The sequence below is a fragment of the Photobacterium halotolerans DSM 18316 genome (genome assembly GCF_000425165.1).
In the GTDB taxonomy this organism is placed as follows: Bacteria; Pseudomonadota; Gammaproteobacteria; order Enterobacterales; family Vibrionaceae; genus Photobacterium; species Photobacterium halotolerans.
In genome coordinates this window covers 1-17,686 of the sequence record NZ_AULG01000015.1, presented here as the reverse complement: position 1 = coordinate 17,686, position 17,686 = coordinate 1, and the positions used below count along the sequence as shown (strand labels likewise).

General features: G+C 50.0%; 20 protein-coding genes and 2 pseudogenes. 8 read left to right on the top strand and 14 right to left on the bottom strand.

Going from position 1 to position 17,686, the window contains the following annotated elements:
* Window positions 1-66: 66 nt before the first annotated feature.
* Window positions 67-513, top strand: coding sequence for a peptide-methionine (R)-S-oxide reductase MsrB (msrB, locus tag H511_RS0103230; RefSeq protein WP_027251014.1), 447 nt, complete (start codon window positions 67-69; stop codon window positions 511-513).
* 29 nt (window positions 514-542) lie between these two features.
* Here msrB and H511_RS0103225 read toward each other — a convergent pair whose 3' ends face one another.
* The gene (locus H511_RS0103225) at window positions 543-827 is read right to left on the bottom strand and encodes a sll1863 family stress response protein (RefSeq protein WP_051287782.1); all 285 of its coding nucleotides are present in this window, start codon (window positions 825-827) and stop codon (window positions 543-545) included.
* A gap of 187 nt (window positions 828-1,014) precedes the next feature.
* Between H511_RS0103225 and def the strand changes: the two genes are divergently transcribed.
* Window positions 1,015-1,530 (top strand): peptide deformylase, encoded by a 516-nt coding sequence (def, locus tag H511_RS0103220; protein ID WP_027251012.1) that lies wholly within the window; start codon window positions 1,015-1,017, stop codon window positions 1,528-1,530.
* A gap of 68 nt (window positions 1,531-1,598) precedes the next feature.
* On the opposite strand, the gene H511_RS22420 is transcribed toward def, so the two are convergent.
* Window positions 1,599-2,525, bottom strand: coding sequence for a DMT family transporter (locus H511_RS22420; protein WP_081669172.1), 927 nt, complete (start codon window positions 2,523-2,525; stop codon window positions 1,599-1,601).
* A 141-nt stretch (window positions 2,526-2,666) separates the two neighbouring features.
* Between H511_RS22420 and H511_RS0103210 the strand changes: the two genes are divergently transcribed.
* Window positions 2,667-3,158: a MarR family winged helix-turn-helix transcriptional regulator gene (locus H511_RS0103210; protein ID WP_027251011.1), complete on the top strand. Its 492-nt coding sequence runs from the start codon at window positions 2,667-2,669 to the stop codon at window positions 3,156-3,158.
* A gap of 6 nt (window positions 3,159-3,164) precedes the next feature.
* Here the strand turns inward: H511_RS0103210 and H511_RS0103205 are convergent, their stop codons facing one another.
* From H511_RS0103205 to H511_RS0103170, 8 genes are all read right to left on the bottom strand, one after another.
* The gene (locus tag H511_RS0103205; RefSeq protein WP_027251010.1) at window positions 3,165-4,481 is read right to left on the bottom strand and encodes a DUF2254 domain-containing protein; all 1,317 of its coding nucleotides are present in this window, start codon (window positions 4,479-4,481) and stop codon (window positions 3,165-3,167) included.
* Between the two features lie 197 nt (window positions 4,482-4,678).
* Window positions 4,679-5,212, bottom strand: a complete 534-nt coding sequence (locus H511_RS0103200; RefSeq protein ID WP_081669171.1) for an ASCH domain-containing protein — start codon at window positions 5,210-5,212, stop codon at window positions 4,679-4,681.
* A 39-nt stretch (window positions 5,213-5,251) separates the two neighbouring features.
* Entirely contained in the window at window positions 5,252-6,082 is an 831-nt protein-coding gene (locus tag H511_RS0103195; RefSeq protein ID WP_027251008.1) for a patatin-like phospholipase family protein, read from the bottom strand.
* Between the two features lie 76 nt (window positions 6,083-6,158).
* Window positions 6,159-6,878 carry an SAM-dependent methyltransferase gene (locus H511_RS0103190; protein ID WP_027251007.1) on the bottom strand — a complete coding sequence of 240 codons (720 nt, stop codon included), beginning with the start codon at window positions 6,876-6,878 and terminating at the stop codon, window positions 6,159-6,161.
* Window positions 6,879-6,899: 21 nt separating this feature from the next.
* Window positions 6,900-7,421: a GNAT family N-acetyltransferase gene (locus H511_RS0103185; RefSeq protein WP_027251006.1), complete on the bottom strand. Its 522-nt coding sequence runs from the start codon at window positions 7,419-7,421 to the stop codon at window positions 6,900-6,902.
* A gap of 134 nt (window positions 7,422-7,555) precedes the next feature.
* The gene (locus tag H511_RS0103180) at window positions 7,556-8,068 is read right to left on the bottom strand and encodes a hypothetical protein (protein WP_027251005.1); all 513 of its coding nucleotides are present in this window, start codon (window positions 8,066-8,068) and stop codon (window positions 7,556-7,558) included.
* A gap of 95 nt (window positions 8,069-8,163) precedes the next feature.
* Window positions 8,164-9,201 (bottom strand): S66 family peptidase, encoded by a 1,038-nt coding sequence (locus H511_RS0103175; RefSeq protein WP_027251004.1) that lies wholly within the window; start codon window positions 9,199-9,201, stop codon window positions 8,164-8,166.
* Window positions 9,202-9,389: 188 nt separating this feature from the next.
* On the bottom strand, window positions 9,390-10,238 hold the full coding sequence (locus tag H511_RS0103170) for an NAD-dependent epimerase/dehydratase family protein (protein WP_027251003.1): 849 nt from the start codon (window positions 10,236-10,238) through the stop codon (window positions 9,390-9,392).
* A gap of 196 nt (window positions 10,239-10,434) precedes the next feature.
* Here H511_RS0103170 and H511_RS0103165 point away from each other — a divergent pair, with 196 nt between their 5' ends.
* Window positions 10,435-10,737 carry a hypothetical protein gene (locus tag H511_RS0103165; protein WP_027251002.1) on the top strand — a complete coding sequence of 101 codons (303 nt, stop codon included), beginning with the start codon at window positions 10,435-10,437 and terminating at the stop codon, window positions 10,735-10,737.
* A 75-nt stretch (window positions 10,738-10,812) separates the two neighbouring features.
* Here H511_RS0103165 and H511_RS0103160 read toward each other — a convergent pair whose 3' ends face one another.
* A complete protein-coding gene (locus H511_RS0103160; protein WP_027251001.1) occupies window positions 10,813-11,694 on the bottom strand; it encodes a LysR family transcriptional regulator in 882 nt (293 codons plus the stop codon).
* A gap of 179 nt (window positions 11,695-11,873) precedes the next feature.
* On the opposite strand from H511_RS0103160, the gene H511_RS0103155 reads away from it, so the two are divergent.
* The 3 genes from H511_RS0103155 to H511_RS0103145 are packed head-to-tail and all read left to right on the top strand — an operon-like array spanning window position 11,874 to window position 14,283.
* Window positions 11,874-12,935, top strand: a complete 1,062-nt coding sequence (locus H511_RS0103155) for an alkene reductase (protein ID WP_027251000.1) — start codon at window positions 11,874-11,876, stop codon at window positions 12,933-12,935.
* Window positions 12,936-12,945: 10 nt separating this feature from the next.
* Window positions 12,946-13,674 (top strand): pirin family protein, encoded by a 729-nt coding sequence (locus H511_RS0103150; RefSeq protein ID WP_027250999.1) that lies wholly within the window; start codon window positions 12,946-12,948, stop codon window positions 13,672-13,674.
* Between the two features lie 12 nt (window positions 13,675-13,686).
* Window positions 13,687-14,283, top strand: coding sequence for an isochorismatase family protein (locus H511_RS0103145; protein WP_027250998.1), 597 nt, complete (start codon window positions 13,687-13,689; stop codon window positions 14,281-14,283).
* 320 nt (window positions 14,284-14,603) lie between these two features.
* Here H511_RS0103145 and H511_RS0103140 read toward each other — a convergent pair whose 3' ends face one another.
* Both H511_RS0103140 and H511_RS24290 read right to left on the bottom strand, forming a co-directional pair.
* Window positions 14,604-15,605: a hypothetical protein gene (locus H511_RS0103140; protein ID WP_027250997.1), complete on the bottom strand. Its 1,002-nt coding sequence runs from the start codon at window positions 15,603-15,605 to the stop codon at window positions 14,604-14,606.
* A gap of 256 nt (window positions 15,606-15,861) precedes the next feature.
* A pseudogene (locus H511_RS24290) lies at window positions 15,862-16,022 on the bottom strand (transposase domain-containing protein); the annotation flags it as partial.
* Here H511_RS24290 and H511_RS22415 point away from each other — a divergent pair.
* Window positions 16,010-16,375: pseudogene (locus tag H511_RS22415) on the top strand (transposase); the annotation flags it as partial. The pseudogenes H511_RS24290 and H511_RS22415 sit on opposite strands and share 13 nt — an antisense overlap.
* 262 nt (window positions 16,376-16,637) lie before the next feature.
* Here H511_RS22415 and H511_RS0103130 read toward each other — a convergent pair.
* Complete coding sequence (locus tag H511_RS0103130; RefSeq protein ID WP_027250996.1) at window positions 16,638-16,859, bottom strand: hypothetical protein; 222 nt, start codon at window positions 16,857-16,859, stop codon at window positions 16,638-16,640.
* Window positions 16,860-17,686: the final 827 nt, after the last annotated feature.

Sequence of the window (17,686 nt, the reverse complement as noted above, 5' to 3'; positions counted from 1 at the left end):
TTTATCTTGAAATTTTTGACCTATGGCCCTATCTATAAAACCACATCTAGTTAGTTGGAGAACGACATGCTCACTTGGGAAAAAGTTATTGAACACGCAACCAAAGGCGATATCGTGCCTCCCCGCCGCGTTGAAAAGAGCGAAGATGAATGGCGCCAGCAACTGACTGACGATGAATATTACATTACGCGCCAGAAAGGCACGGAAAGACCGTTTAAGTCGGAAATGTGTGAATTGTTCGAGCCGGGGGAATACGCCTGTGTCTGCTGCGGCAACATGCTGTTTGACGCCGGGGAAAAATTTGACTCAGGTTCAGGCTGGCCATCCTTCACCCAACCGGTAAACGTCAATGCTATCAATTACCTGATGGACACCTCGCACGGCATGCAGCGCATTGAAACCGTCTGCGCTGTCTGCGATGCCCATCTTGGTCATGTCTTTCCTGACGGCCCGGCACCCAGCGGACTGCGATACTGCATGAATGCCGTTGCGCTGAAAAAAGTCAGTCTGTAACTACACTTGCCCGGCACCCGTCGGGCAAGTTATTTATATTTATCCCAGGCGGCCTTGAAGGCTTTTTTCATTGAATCAAACGCTTCTTCGGCGCCCTGCCGTAATTCTCCCCATGCCTCTTCGCTGGCATGTTTCACTTCGTCCAGTTTCTTTTCCGCCTCCGCTTTTCTGGTTTTCAGCTGTTGAATTTCATCGCGGTATTTTTCTTTCAGCTCCGCACTGGAATGCTGAGCTTTTGCTTCCAGCTTGTCGATTTCTGCATTGATCTCTTTCATCTGTGCGCTGAGCTTTTCTACAAATGCTTTTCTGTCCATCTCATACTCTCTCAAAGTGGGTGGCTCACAGTTGCGGCCAACAATTATAGGTAAATGAATCCCAGATATAAGCATAGTTGCTTAGCCGCGTTCTGTTAGTGTCATTCCGGAATATAAAAAGGGAATACTTGCAGTACATGGCTGATAACGCTATAACCCATCCATAGACGGCTAAGGGAGAACAAGGATGATCATCGCGCAGTTAGGCAATCCGATACTACGCCAGCAGGCGAAAGCCCTGTCGACTGACCAATGGAAAGAATACGCCACCTTTTTTACGGACTTGGAAGCCCTGATGCTCAGCCACCAGGGTGTGGGTATTGCAGCCCCGCAGGTCAGTGAATCGCTGCGTGCTTTTATCGTTGCCTCTTCTCCGAATGCCCGTTACCCAAACGCACCGGCCATGGCACCAACGCTGATGCTCAATCCTGAGATTTACTGGATGAGCGAAGAGAAAGAAAAAGACTGGGAAGGTTGCCTGAGCATTCCTGGTATACGTGCGCTGGTACCGCGTTCCACCCAAATACGTGTCGGTTACGAACAGCTTGATGGGCAAAAAGTCCGCTGTGAGTTATCCGGCTTCATCGCGCGGATATTCCAGCATGAATTGGACCACTTAAACGGCATCGTTTTTCTTGATCGCGCTGACTCGCACGATTACGCCACTGAAGCCGAGTACCGTCGCCAGCTGGGACTAAACTGAAAGAAGCGGCCAGCGCCGCTTCTTATTCCTAGTCTGCTATCTGCCCGCCTGATTTTTCGTATTTTCGATTAATGCCTGACAGAGGCCGAAGGACTGCTCTGCTGGTGACTTTCCTTCTCCGGGCCAGGCTTTTCTTGTTGTTCATCCGATGCAGAAACGGCAGTCCGGGTTGGCTTGGCGGGTTTCTTCATGAACAGCAATGCCATCAGAATCAAACCAATACCCGCCCATTGCAAGAGCCCAAGGCTTTCTCCGACCAGTCCGATACCCAGCAAGACCGCAGTAACCGGGTTCATCAATGAGAACATCGACATCACATTCGGCCCGAGTTTTTTCACTGAACGTACCCAAGCCCAGTAACCAAACGCGGTATTGAGCAATACCAGCCACAACAAGCCGGGTATAGCATCCACAGACAGCGCAACCGGCGCGCCGGCCACAAACCAAGCGAAGGGAATCAGCATCATGCCGCCAAGTACGAGCTGCCAGGCGGCAAAGCTCAGCGCATCGTTAACCGGCCAGCGTTTCATCCAGATGGCGGACTGAGAGACCAGTGCTGTGCCAGCCAGAGCGGCCAGGGTGCCAATCGGATCCAAATCTGCAGACGGGTTCAGCAATAAGCCCACCCCGATTAAACCCAGCACTGCTAGCGCCACTGAGCGAGGGTCCGGTTTTTTACCTTCACCCAGCCACTGCAGTAGCATCATCTGCAACGGCATCGTTGCCCCCAACGTGCCGGCGACAGAGCCAGGCAGACGATAAGCAGCGATAAAAAGTAACACAAAGAATGCGGCAATATTGCAAAAGCTCAGCAAGGTCATGCGGCTCCAGCTCAGCGGTGGCAGCTTAGGTCGTATCAGCAGCAATACCAGTCCGGCAGGTAAAGCCCGCCATACAGCCACCCAGTAAGGAGACATATCTTGCAGAAACAGGCTGACGGCAGCATAGGTGCTGCCCCACAGCATGGGCACTAATAACGCGAGCAGATAGTTCATTTCACTTCCCTTTAAGAATCTTTATATCAAATATCTTTGCATAAAGATAAATTAGTGGCTATTTGCCTTTTAATCAAGTATCTTTTTCGAAAAGTTAATGACATATTTTTGACTCAATGAAGAACGGACAAACACAACCCTATGCAAGATCATGTCGATAAACTATTGATTCAATGGCAGGAACACCGGCCAGACCTGGACTGTTCTCCTATGGGGATCATTGGCCGCATGTATCGGGCCCACAGAATAATGACGGACAGTATCAATGACGTGTTCAAAGGCTACGGACTGAGCCAGGTTGAGTTTGATATTCTGGCCTCGCTGCGCCGAGCCGGCGAACCCCTGACCCCAACCCAGCTTTATCACACTGTGATGCTGTCTTCCGGGGCGATGACAGCCCGGCTGGATAAGCTGACCGACAGAGGGCTGATCTACCGGCAGCCGAGTGACGATGACAGACGCAGCTGTAAGGTGTCGTTAACACAAGATGGACAGGCACTGGTCGACAAAGCCGTCACTGCCCATGTTGCCAATGAGCATCAGATGCTGACGGCCTTAGATAAAGACGAGCAGGCCCAGCTAGCGGGATTATTGCGAAAATGGCTGTTGGCTAACGAGTCAGCATTGAAATAACCTTATTCAGTATTGACGCATTTCATCCTGTATCGCCTGAAACCGCTGTTCAATGTCTGCCAGATCCTGTGGTTCATTCAGGCTATCCTGACTGGATCGCAGGATCATCTCTGCCTGACGACGAACGGCATCCTGCTGCTCGCTCGTTCTGCAATAACTGGCAATCCGGCCAAGGCTTTCCAGCAACCGGATGGTCACTGCCGTATCGGATTTGCCATGCTGGCGGATCTGATCAAAAGCGGCGTTGAGTATCCCGGTAAAAGTCAAAGGCCGTTCTTCCAGCCGCAACTGGCCGTCATCGTCATACCAGCGCGCCGAATGAAATGACCGGCCAGTCAGCGTGCAAAGTACAGCACTGAGCCTGTCGACGCAGGTCATGGCAGTAAAGGGGTCATTGATACCCGGTGACAATGCTCTGACCGCCACTTCCACCAATTGATGAACAGCAAATTCAGGATCTTGTTCCGGCGTACGCAGTTTCCCGACAATCATGCAATCAAGAAGCTCTGAATCCAGACCGTCTTCCGGCTCAGTGTCAGACTGCACGACAGCGATTGAACACCCTTTGACGACAAACTCCCCGGCTCTGTAGCCCAGCACAATCCGGCAATTAAACTGCTGCGCAAGCTGGCATAAACACTGTCTGTCTACGGCTTGCAGGTAGCCTTCACAATCTGCCGCGACCACATGATGATACATACCGGTTGAATGGCTATCGCCCTGCAAAGGTTCAGGATCCGATTCACCGAGCTCATCAGGAAAAAAATGCTCAATGTGCTGATTCAGCTCCTCATACACCCCATTGACGACATTATCCGCCTGAATCGAGGTAGCCACATGGTGAATGAAATAAATCAGAACCGCGACATTGAACAGGGCCAGTAACAAAGCCAGATTGACCGCAATGCGGGGAACAAACTCATCGCCGTTGGCATGGGTTACACTGCTTAAGACCAGCAGACAATAGATGAACGTCGCTATAAAAGTGCCAAGCACGTACTGATTGCCCGGATCGCGCATGAAATTTCGCAGTAAGCGGGGACCAAACTGAGAGGAAGCCAGCGTCAGTGCCACTATTGTGATAGAGAAAGCCACCCCGGCCACTGTCACCATGGACCCTGCAATCGTCGACAGCACGCTGCGTGCTCCCTCTGCGCCTCCCGAGAAACCGATATCAGGCAAAACCAGAGAGAAGTGCGCCAGCTGATGATCCAGAGTAACGATAATCCGGGCCAGTCCGATGGCAATAATCACCATCATGGCAGGGACAAACCAGAAACTGCTCCTTACCGCTTCCCAACGATTTAACCAGTGTGTTTTCATGCCTGCCCTGCCGTGAAGTGGAATCACCTGACCTGCCAGACAGTCTCGTGCGCGTATCAGCAACAACCCTAGAGATCAGCTGGCAAAAATGGCGGGCAAATACATCTACCCGCTGTGATAAAGATAGCAGAGCAGAAAAGTAAACCACTGATATCAGGCTTGATGCCAGCGCGGCTTAAGGCAATTTGCCGCTGCGATCAGGCAGGTTTCGCCCAAACGGTTCGAAAATGTTCCAGCACCAGCACAGTGTCCTCGCTCATCTCAATAGCCAGCTCTTCGCACTCGGCGCTGAAAAACTGCCAGTGGGCATCACGCCACCAGCGCAGCGACTTATCACCTTCTCCTTCAGCCGCCGCGAACTCAGCGGTCACATCTTTAAACCGGGCTTCTGCCACTTGGGTAATTTGCACGATCGCGACCGGAACGCCCTCCCAGTCCGTGACCACCTGCAAATGGCCGACCTGCGGCATTGGCTCCGGCTCTTCTGCACCACCAGCCAGATACCAGTATTTCATACTGCAGCTGGCTTGCTTTTCTCCTTTTCGTACCAGTTCGGCACAAATGTCAGCATTGTCTTTGTCTGCACAGAAATAATCTGCGCTGACACTTGGAATGCCCGGTATTTCAGCTTCCGGTAAAGTCACCAGATAAGCCGACAGGCAGTCTGCCGCCTGAGAAGAAAGCTGAAACTGTTCCGCTAATGTTGCCGGTGCAAAGTTGTTAAAAATCATGATGTCCCTGTCGTTGTTAACTGTGTGCTCTGTACAGGCTTATCGTCCGGCGAGTGCCGCCGCTAATCCCATCTGATAGCCGGTATCTAACCGTTTTTTGTCTGTGGTAATACGGCCGACATCAAACTCTGCCGGCGGTGCTATAACATGAATACGGCAGTCTTGAGGCGGGTTCTCAATAAACGCAATGGCGCTATTGTAATTGTCGGCACGCTTCATCATCACCCGCGCCAGCTCAGGGGTATCTGCCAGCATACGGCGGAGGAACCAGCTCGTTTTGCTGGTTTTCTTCCGGTAGCCCAGCGGGCGTGACAAAATCACCGTGATTTCTCTGGCACCCATTTGATAGGCTTTGATGACAGGAATAGAATCTGCCACCCCACCGTCCGTCATGGCATCGCCATTCAGCAGCGGATAATCCCGGTACGCGACCGGCACAGAGCAAGAAGCTTTTAGCAATTGTTCAAGATTATCTGCCGTGGCTTGGGTATAAACGGCCTCTCCGCTCGAGACTTGGGTAGTGACCACGTACAAAGGAATGGGTTGCGCGTCAAAAGCATCCAGATCCAAGCGTATTTCATCGATAGTGATCTGCCACAACCAGTCGAGATCCAGCCAGTGTCCGCCACGGATGAACTTACGCAAACTGATAAACTCAGGACGGCAGGAGTAATCTGTGATCACTTTGTAATTACGGCCATGCTGATTTGCCAGCCAGGCTGCAAGATTGGTGGAACCCGCCGAAACACCGATGCAAAAATCAAATGGCCGGTAGTGTTGCTCAAGAAAGCCATCCAGCACACCGGCAGCAAAAATACCGCGCATCGCGCCGCCTTCGACAACCAGAGCATGTGATTCTGCCACTGCCATCCCTCTCTCCTCTCAAGCCAGATCTGACTAAGCGACTGGCCATAATGTCAGCCAGTGCTTATACCACAGGTTCAGATTAACCCTTGTCCTTGATGAACAAATAGAAACCGAACCCCATCGTGTCGCGGCCAAACTGGTGGTAATGAGCGTTCCACTCACGAACCGCATCACGCTTTTGACGCGCTTTGTCATCCTCTGGATTGACCATCACAGCACGTTCTGCTTTCAGGCGAAAACAACCTTCAAAATGATCCCACTCGTCCTGATTACTGGTGGCCGCATACACAGTGGCCAGGCCGTGAGATTCCGCCACCAACATGTTGCCCTGGTGATCGTAATAAATACCAATCGGCTCACCAATGAAGTCCAGATACGCCTGGGCCGGTGGCTGCTTCCAATATGCTTCGCCAATCAGCAATTGACCATGAGGTTTCAGCCATTGCTGCATTTGAGTCAGTGCTGCCGGATAACCCGCATCCCCTTCACCAAACGCATGGGTCGATCCCATACAGATAGCCACGTCATACTGTGTCGAGAACGGATAGTCGTTGGCATCAGCCACCTCGAATGTCACGCGATCAGCCAAGCCCAAGGCTTCTGCTTTCGCATTCGCGGCGGCAATACAGGTCTCAGAAATATCCAGTCCGAGACAGTGTGCCCCTGTCGCACTGGCAAGACGCAGTAAAAATTCCCCTTCCCCGCAACCAATATCAATAACATGGCTGTCAGTGTGGAGACTCAGTAGGTCGATCAGTCGATGTGCTTTTTCGAGGCTGAGTGGGCTGTTAAATAACATCCAATGTCCTTATCTCACGATTTACCCTGCAACAGGCTGTTTCGGGGTATCCAGTATCAGCTGGTAGAAATCCAGATCCAACCAGCGCTCAAATTTATAGGCCGCTTGCTTTATCGTGCCGGAATATTCGAATCCCAGCTTTTTGTGCAAGGCAATGCTGCCGGTGTTTGTCGAATCTATGCCACCAACCAGCACATGGTAATTCTGCTCGCGGGCCGCCTCAATCAGGGTATCCATCAGCTTGCGCCCCAGGCCTTTACCCTGATGCTGCGGATGAATGTACACAGAGTGTTCAACAGAATATTTAAACGCAGCCCATGCGCGGAAGGTGCCGTAACTGGCAAACCCCATCAGCTCACCGGCATCATTTTCAATACCAATCACAGGAAACTGATTGGCCGTTTTGGTGGCAAACCAGGTTTGCATGATGTCCATCGTACGGGGCTGGTATTCGTAAAGTGCGGTGGTGTTAAGAATGGCATCGTTGAAAATAGCCAGAATGGCTTCGCCATGTTTTTCATAGGTACAATGAACAAACTGCATCATCCCTCCTGATGCTCACAATACTCGGCACTCATTGCCTTCGGTCAGGCAGATACTTTACCACTAACTTTTTCTGCGTTAAGCGAAAATTTCAGAAAAGCAGCCAGGTTGCAGGCAAAAGCCATGGCTTAAACTTAAGCAACCAGATAATTGGCCGCCAGTAAAAGCAGTAAAGAGATCGCAATTAACCAGGCTGAGAACACAACTTCATGGTAGGCCTTGGTCAGCAGCGCGTTTTTATGCTGATTGCTCTTATATAACAACTGCCATGTTTCGTAACAGCGAATCACGGCCAGGTGAAGATTGTCATTTGCGCCTTGTTGCTTCATTTCTTCCAGCCAGCTGTTGGGTAAATGCACACCATACACATCGGCCGGCCTGAGCAGGCGAAACAGAAAACTCCAGGCAGATATCAAACCCAGATAGGTCACGGTCACGGCGATAACAGCCAGCCAGGCGATGGCATGCTGAGGCGGAACAAACAAAGAAGAAGCAATAAATACCAGAACGGTAAAGCCTGCGATGACAGCGGAATGCAATCCAAGCAGACGGGCCGCTTTTTCTTCAAGATACCGGGCGCGGCACTGTTCGTCTGATAAAGCCGTGCGCACATGGTGATACAGCACGGCCATGTTGTCTTCTCTCATAGCATCAAGGTTTACCTGTTGGCTGTAAATCCGTTCCTGAGAGTATAGACGCTATGGCTAGCCACGAAGTATCAGTCACTTGCCACTCTTGTGTATTATCTCAATGTCTGCTGCACCCAAGCCTTGCCATTGGTCATTTGCACTTCTGCAACTGCGCCATTCATTAATGGCATGTTCGGTGCCAGATGGCCGATATCAGCGTCCAGAATGACAGGTACAGAAAGATCGCCCAGTACTTGCTGAATAACCTGAGAATGTGACAGTGATTTGCCGTGACTCAGCGGCGAGCCATCCCGGCCGAACATCACCCCGTTGACCGCGTCAAACACACCATTGAATTTCATTGCCATCAGCACGCGGGCCATCGCAGTTGGCGATAACTCGGCGTTTTCCAGAAACAGAATCAAACCGTCCTGAGCATACTGTGCTTTCATCTGCGGCAGATTCAGGTATTCAGTACCTGATATCAGGCCCATGGTATCCAGACAGCCACCAATCAGACGGCCTGAAAACACGACCGATTCCGCTGTATCATTTGCTGATAAAACCGTCCATTGCGTTGGCTGAGTGAAAGCGAACTGTGCCTCGGGATCCTTAGCGTAATTGGCCGAGGCTACCTCATAACAGGACGATTGCTGTAACGTAAGAGATTCGCCGGCAGGCAGGCTCAGTAAAGAAAAAATCGCGCTATTGAGCGGATCCGCCACAGCAGGATGAAGCTGCATCAGGTTCGCACAATGCAGGCTGGCCCAACCGCAGCGAGCCGTTAAGACAGACGATATGGTGCTGATATCTGAAAAGCCAATCAGCCATTTAGGTTTGGCATGGCGCAGTAAGTTCAGATCCAGCAACGGCAACAGTTCCATCGCCAGTTCACCTCCCCAGGGCGGCAGGATGGCATCGACGCGATCATCCAGCAAAAACGCCATCAGCTCTTTGGCCCGCATTGGCGCAGGTGCACTGACATGACCGGCATTTTCCCGTAAGCAGTGCCCTTCCAGCACTTTAAAGCCTCTGTCACGCAAGCCCTGGATCACCAGATCAAGGCGCACATGAAAATCTTCAGATACTCCTGCCGATAATGCTGTTACTGCTATTGTACAACCAGGAACCAGTGGGGAAGGATAACGCATAGGGCCTCTCTTAACCGCATCAAACGAAAGCCCACACACTACGACAGAAGAAAATTAAATCAAGTCAATTCAACAAGTAACAAAAGACACAATAATACTTTCCCCGTTGTTAAGCCGCTATCAGGCGCTCAAAAATCCACGTGTTTACAAATCACCGGCATCACTTTGCTGCGCGGGTGAAACAGCCACTATGGGTGATCATGGGCAGGCGTGATCCGCGTTTGCGACAGGTAGGATGACAGGCTGTGGCGCGGTTCGAAATCCGGGCTGATCGGCACGCTCACATTCATGGTTTCCACCTCCAGCACCTCTTGGCCGTATTGTTTGAGAAAACTGGGCAATGACAAGCATTTCACGCCCTCTGCCCAGCCATATTTCACCAGCAAGTCCGCCAGATTTTCAGGGCTGTAGCGCTTTTCCTCTGCCAGAAAATAAAACGGTGCCAGTGTCTCCTTCTCAATTAAGGTCACGTGAAAAGCCGCCAGATCATCAAGATGGGCCGCATAATACAAGCCGGAAGACGGGATAAGAACAGGAATGCGAAGGCTTTCGCGACGGTTGAGTGAAGTATGAATCGGGCATTCGTGGCCACCGTACACCAGAGTAGGCACAAAAACCGGCGTCCAGCCCAGCTTTATGACTTTTTCCAGCACCGGTACCTCTTTTTCTGCCGCCGACAGAGGCTCAAACTGGAGTTCATCGGGTGAACATTCATCGGCGCACCCAAACACTTCAATACCCGATGTATACAGCTTTCTGGCATCCGGTTTTGCAAAGCGCTCTATGCTGTCCATCAACACCGAAAAATCCGGTGCCTGCTTTTCCTGCGCATAAGGTGCCATGACAGGCCGGGCGCAACAGATCACAGCATCAAACTTCCCGGCCATGTATTCATCCTCTACGGCTAGCGGGATGGCCAGCGGGTTATCCTGCTCAGGATGCTGACTGAGCGCAAAGACCTGATAACCGTGATCTATCAGGTGCCGGACCACATAACATCCGAGCACCGAATTGCCCCCTGCGACTAAGACCTTCATTTCTCCTCCTTGTCTGTTCGGTATGCCAAACATGCCTGTCTGCACACTTTAAAAAACGTTCTGTTTTCCTGTCCTTAAGTTATAAGCATAGTCGGTTGAGGTAAAGGCTTTGGGGAACTGGGAGGGTTTCACCTTCATTGCCTCGACAAGCGGGAATCCATGCCGCGAGTATGATTTCTAAGGCTGGGTAAGAAGTATGTCGCGCTTGAGTTTGGTGGTTCACTTAACATTGTCTGATGCGCGCCAGTTACTCTTTGTGGGTGCAAAGAGTAACCAGAAAACACCTTTTTGTTCTTTGGCGTGGTTCGGGCCGGTTGTAGGCGCTCCAAGCGCCGACAACCTAAAAATTCGTCCTGAATTTTTCCCTGAGATTGTGCCAGCCATGTACTTTTCAACCCGTTATTTCCGCGACAAGCGGGAATCCATACCGCGAGTACGATTTCTAAGGCTGGGTAAGTATGTCGCGCTTGAGTCCGGCGCTTCTCTCGCCATTGTCTGACGCGCGCCAGTTACTCTTTGTTGGTGCAAAGAGTAACCAGAAAACACCTTTTGTTCTTTGATGTTATCTGGGGCATTAGACAACTACACTATCAAGCCTGTCCCGCAAGAAATCGAGAAATACCCGAACTTTCGCCGGTAACAACCGCGTTTCGGTCAGAGCATAAACCGGTAAGGGTACTGCGAACCAGTCGGGAAGCACCGGTACCAACAGTTGCAGTTCCAGCTCTTCAGCAATTGCTGAGGCAGGAATCTGGATAATCCCCTGATTTAAGGTCGCCAAACGTTTCATCATACCGACATTATTCAGCATGAATCGCCCGCCGACCTTCACCTCGACCACCTCATCGACTTTTTGCAGCCGCCATCCTTCAGACTTCGGAAAATCAACACAGTTGTGGTGAACCAACTGTGACGGGTGATCAGGCTCTCCTACCCGCGCCAGATACCCCGGTGCGGCAAATAGCTGCGATTGAAACTGCATCAGTTTGCGCGCGATCAGGGTCGAGTCTGGCGGCTCGCCCATACGAATCGCAACATCAACATGATCGGACACCAAATCTGCATGCTTGGGCGTCATATCCAGTTCAATGTTGATCCCAGGATACGCACTTGCAAACTCGACCAGTACAGGCGCTAGAAAAATCGTCGCGAAGTCGACCGGCACCGACACTCGCAACCAGCCACTTGGCTGAGCCAGCATTTCCCCCAACTGTTCATGTGCAATCCTGGCCTCGTCGACGATCCGCTTACAGCGTTCATAGTAAATCTGCCCCGCTTCGGTCAGCTCTACTTTGCGTGTGGTCCGGTGTAATAAGCGAAGTCCGATCTCTTTTTCTAACTTACTGATCCGACGTGATAATGTTGAACTTTGCATATCCAGAGATTCCGCCGCACGGCGAAAATTCATCACTTTGCATACTTCAACAAACAGTGCCATATCATTCAGCAGTTCCACATTAATTGCTCCATCACCGCATCAATCATTTCCATTTTTACCTATTTATTTCATTTATGCACTCATCAATACTATGTCCAACGATTGATTGCACCTCTTTTTAACCCTCTGCGGTGTCTGGTTTGCGATCAGGTTACAGCCAACACGGCACATATCATCGATAAAAGAAGGACAATCTGATGAACACACTCTTTGAGCCTGTCACAGTGGGCCGCTACGAACTGGCCAACCGCCTCGTCATGGCCCCCATGACCCGATCCCGCGCCCAATTCGACGGCACCCTTGGTGAGCTGGCGGCAGAATACTATAGCCAGCGCGCCAGTATCGGCCTGATTGTCAGTGAAGGGGTCCAACCCTCTGAAGACGGCCAGGGTTACATAGCCACACCGGGGATCTACACAGACGCCCATGTCGCCAGCTGGCGAACAATTACTCAAGCAGTCCATCGCCAGGGCGGCCGGATTTTCATTCAGTTGATGCATGCCGGTCGGATGTCGCACCCGGACAATACACCTCATCATCGTCAAGGCGTCGCCCCTTCAGCTATTGCACCGGGCGCTGAGATGTTTACCGCCACCGGGATGAAAACCATCCCAACCCCGCGAGCTCTGAGCACCGACGAGGTACGTCAGACTGTTGAAGACTTTCGCTATGCGGCGCGACGGGCTATTGAAGCGGGTGCAGATGGCATCGAGATCCACGGCGCCAATGCGTACCTTATTCAGCAGTTCCTGGCCCCAAGTGCCAACACCCGTACCGACGAATATGGCGGGTCTATCGAAAACCGTGCCCGCTTTGCCATTGAGATCGCTAAAGCTGTGGTTGAGGAAATCGGCGCGGATCGTACCGCCATCCGTCTTTCTCCGGGGACGGCTATCTGGGGACTCGATGAAGGAGAAGAAGGCCCGGCGCTCTATCGGTATTTGGTCGGGGAGCTCAATAAACTGGGTCTGGCCTACCTGCACATCATGCATTTAGGAAACGAACCGCTGCTCCATGCCCTGAGACAAATTTGGCAGCACCCCCTGATTGTCAACCGTCCCAGTCGGCCACGTGACGAAATCGGTGATGACATCGCCTCCGGCCTGGCGGACTTAGAATCCTACGGGGAAATGGTTCTGGCCAATCCAGATTTTGTGGCGCGGTTACAAGCTGGTTGGCCGATGAATGAGGCTGATCGAAGCACCTATTATGGTGGGAACGAAGGCGGCTATATCGACTATCCTGTGTACAGTGAATAAGGAGTGCAACATGCCTGTTATTACATCATCCCGGCTTATCACCCATGGCAGCCAGTTCCGGGCCTATTCATTGCGAGATGAAGCGAATTTGCTCGACCCGTTTATTGGGGTGGACCATGCCTGGATGAGTGGGCCTACATTTCCACCCCACACACATGCCGGATTATCAGCAGTCTCATATCCTTTTTTAGACTCTGAAACAGGGATCGATAACCGGGATTCACTGGGAACCCGTAACCTGATAAAACCAGGCGGCTTGCACTGGACGGCCGCCGGCAGCGGCATTGTACACGAGGAGATCCCGGCAGAACCCGATAAGACCGTCCACTCTCTGCAAATTTTTATCGATCTGCCAGACGATAAAAAGAACATGGCGCCACAACCTTTCATTCTGGAAGCTGAAACTGTGCCGTCAGTCAAAGTACCCGGCGCCCGCATCCGGGTACCTGTAGGAAGCTATGGTGACATCACCTCACCGCTGATCACCCCAACGGCTGTCACATTGTTGGATATCACGGTGGATCAGGGCGCAACCATTGAGGTGCCGGTTCCTGGCGGCCACAATGCCTTTGTGATGCCCATTTTCGGAGCCATCTCAGTCAATGGGCAAACATTCCATCTGGAAGATCAAAAGCTTCCTGTATTCCCGGTAAAAGCAACACAACAAGTGATCACATTAACCGCACACGACAACTGTGCAAAAGTTATGTTTTTCAGTGGGAAACCACTCCAGGCTTAAGAGGACATCATCATGAGTTTCGAACGTTTTACAGCCGACAATGCAACTATGCTGCTCATTGACCACCAGGTTGGCACCATGAGCTGGGTCCAGTCAATTTCACAAGAGGAAATGAAACGCAATGCGCTTATGCTAGCTAAAACTGCAAAAATCCTAAATATGCCTGTCGTATTCACCTCAAGCATGGAAGAGCACGCTCAGGGCCCATTGATGGAAGAACTGGCGCAAGAATTACCGCAGGCCTTTGCTGAACGCATCAAACGGCTCGGGATTGTCAATGCGATGGATGATGAGAACTTTGCCAGAGCAACCAAAGCGCCAGGTCGCAAGAAAATCATCATTGCCGGTGTCACCAATGACGTGTGCACCGTATATCCCGCTTTAACCCTAGTTTCTGAAGGCTATGATGTTCAGGTAGTGGCAGATGCAGGCGGCTCCCCCAGCAAGATGGGGGATGAGATGGCGCTGCGGCGGATGGAGAAAGCCGGCGTAGTCCTCACCAGTACCAATCAGCTTATTGCTGAACTGGTCGGTAGCTGGGCAACGCCGGAAGGCACACAAATTGTCCAGGAAGTGATAATGCCAGCATTAGAGTCACACTCCAGCTAGCCCCGCTAAGGCGCCTTTTCTATCGATAAGGCGCCTCTCCTCAGAATAACATTACTGTGAATAGCCATCTTTCCTTATGCCCGCAAGATAATATTGGAACAGTAAATCACCACATCGAATGAATGTCTGGCGTGCATCAAACCATGCTGAATGAAGCACCGAACTCAAGCGCGACAGAATTCTTCGACATATCACGATACTTAAAACCGAAGATGACTGATGTTTCAAATTAACTCCATGTAGCCGCGTTAAGGTGCGCAGCGACGTTTTATGGGATGCAAAATCAGCATAATTTTAATGATTGACGCCATAGTCGTTTGTTATACGAATTTGCAATGTTGTTCGATGAACTCCTTTGGCTCGCATACCACTGTTGAAGAGTCCACATATGCATAACATGCTTTGGCTTTTTTGACGAAGTTTTTGTCATCAGAAACAAGGAAGCTTACACCTAAAGCAGATACAGCATGCTGCATATCATTGTGAGAAGCATTGAAGCGATCTTTACTCTTTTTTAATTTAGTGAAATCGTCTGCGTAGTAGCCAGCCCAATTCATTAAGCTATAAGCTCGTGCGACAGCAGTTTGAGGAGTATCCTCGAAATAGTCAGCCAAATTGAAGTTACTGTTCTCAACTTTAAATGTCGCTTCTATCGCACTTACAACACTTTCAACATTAAGAGCTTTTAGCTCCAATGCTTTAACTTCAGGAATGTCTCTGAAAGGCTGTGGTCCAAGTTGCTGGTCACTGGCAATAGCTGGTGCCTGTAACGTGGCAGCTTTAGCTCTGAGTTTGTCCATTTGACCCTGCATATTAGAAAAGTAACTTTTGAAAGGTTCGTCTAAGCTCGCGATATCAATTGATGAAAGCTGATTTTCACAGTTACTAAGTAGCGTATCCAAACTCGATATAACTTTTTCATTGATATCAGCGAAGCTCTCATCGACAGGGAGTCCAGAAAATTTGCGAGAAGATAGCTGACTAACCTCCATTAGATTAGTTATGCCCAAGTCAATATTCGATTGCTTATTGTCAATATGTGCTCGCCAAACTACTTCAGGAGAATAAGGACTTAAACTCCGGCCCAAAGGCTCAATATATTTTGCTTGTAATTCATTCAATACATCGAGATGTTCCTGTCGATACTCAGTTTTCGATATTTGCAGAATCTCATCCAAGGTGACGTGAGAATATACAACTGTTATTTGTTCGGATCCTAATACATATTTAAACAACTCAAGCAGTTCGTTCTTAGACTCTTTCAGCTTACGTTGACGTAAGTTACTCAAAGTATTTTGATCTAAATAGATCAGAAAGCTCATAGACTACCTCTATTCGTATAACGAATGACATGGACTCCCCCTCATCAGGCTCTGCCACACTAGGTAAGTCTGACTACAAAATTACCGAAGGCTACTATGTCACATTCTATCTATGGCATTGATTTAGCCAAACATAGCTTCAGTATCCACGGTGAAGAACACCAATGCAACGTGTTGATCCACAAAACAATATCACGCTCAAAAGTTCTCTCGACATTTGCCAATTTCCGTAAGTGCTCAATAAAGCAGTGAAGCCCTACTCGATGCCACTCAGATCAACATTCCAAGGCATCAGGCCGACATATCATCGCCCACCGAACGTTTTGGCAACTCTGTAAACAGATGCCGGAAGTAGTAATAAGGGTTGATATCATTCGCTCGACACGTCATCTCCAGGCTATACAGAATACCTGTCGCGCTACCTCTACCGTGGCGTTCTGCCCGACAAGGATATTATCCGGTTCAATGACCGTCAGGTGACCTTCCGTTATACCGACAGCCAGACCCGGCAACCGGCAACACGTACCCTGCCGGTCGTGCAGTTCCTGTGGCTGATCTTGCAGCATGTGCTGCCAAAAGGGTTGCAACGGGTGCGGGACTACGGCTTGCTGCATGGCAGCGCACGAACACTGCGGCTCACCATCCAACAGATGTTGTTCAGCTTGCCAACATGGCAGCAGCCTGTGAAAACCGAGCCACTGAAAGCAACACGGGACTGCCCATGCTGCCAGCATGCAATGCACTGCGTCGGCATCACCCGACCGGGATAGCCGGAAGGCAAACACAATAAGGAGAATGGCGTAGCATCATCAACGAGGAGAATGTCAACGCAAGACCGAATTCAGGCGGTAACCCATTGAAGTGAAACACACCGTGGTCACTTCCCGGCTGCGCTCGCCCTGAAGAAAACCGCGGGCGCAATCTCCACCGAATCCCAATCGAGCAATTTGGTTATTAAGGCTGTCCGGGCTTGTTCAACACCCGGATAGAAGTGTCGGCTGCGCGACACGTTCCTTATTTGTTATGTGATACTTACAGCTGTATGTGTACGAATTCACCACCTGCCTTAATTACTCTTACTACGTTATCTGTAGACTTATTATCCATACCAGTAAAAGTAATTTTGTTTTTTTGTGCGACAGCTGTTTTAGCTATACGAATAACGTTGTCAGTAGATTTATCGCTAACGTCGATTGTTAGGTTACCGCCAGCTTTGACTAGACGAATTAAATTATCGGTTGATTTTTGGCTCATAATAAACTCTTTTTTGTGTTTTAGTTCATAACTTACATGAGGGTCAGATATTAGAACTTAAAGATTCAAAAGCTCAGAATATGAGCCTTGTCACATAACATTTTATTCAACGACATGGTTTTACATAATTCTGTCGTGTAACCCTTTCAGACAAAACTAATCTAACCACTTGATTTAATTCAATTAAGTGCACATATCATATAAACCCATCAGTTAAATATACGACACCATGTCGTGTATCCTACTCAATCTACTTCTGCTAACCAACTGATATGTCATACTTTTCTTGTATTTTATGACTAACCCCAAAAAGTCAGCGACGCATACGCTTGTGAGAAAAGCGACATCGGTCACTTACCCAGTACAGAGAAACCACAGAATTGCACTTGCCGCATGGATTCCCGCCTGCGCGGGAATGACAGTAAGACATTGAATTACAATTAGTTTAAATAGATTTTGGCGTGTGTTATAAAAGCAGAAATGAGAAGTTCGAGGCTTGCCTCTCCCCCAGGGAAAAATTCAGGACGAATTTTTAGGTTGTCGGTGCCGGGAGCGCCTACAATCGCCCGGACCACACCAAAGAACAAAAGGCATTTCTGGGTACTCTAATGATATGGTCCGCCCCAACCTCACCCCTAGCGACGTCAGTGGCTAAGCTTGAGGAAACCGAAACCACTGAGGTGTTCCATCATGGACAATTTACATATTCTTGGCATCGATCTAGGTAGACGTACATTTCACTGTATCGGACATGACCAGCATGGGCATGAGGTGTTTCGTAAGAAATTCAATCGGGCTCAACTGCTTTTATGGCTCTCTAATTTACC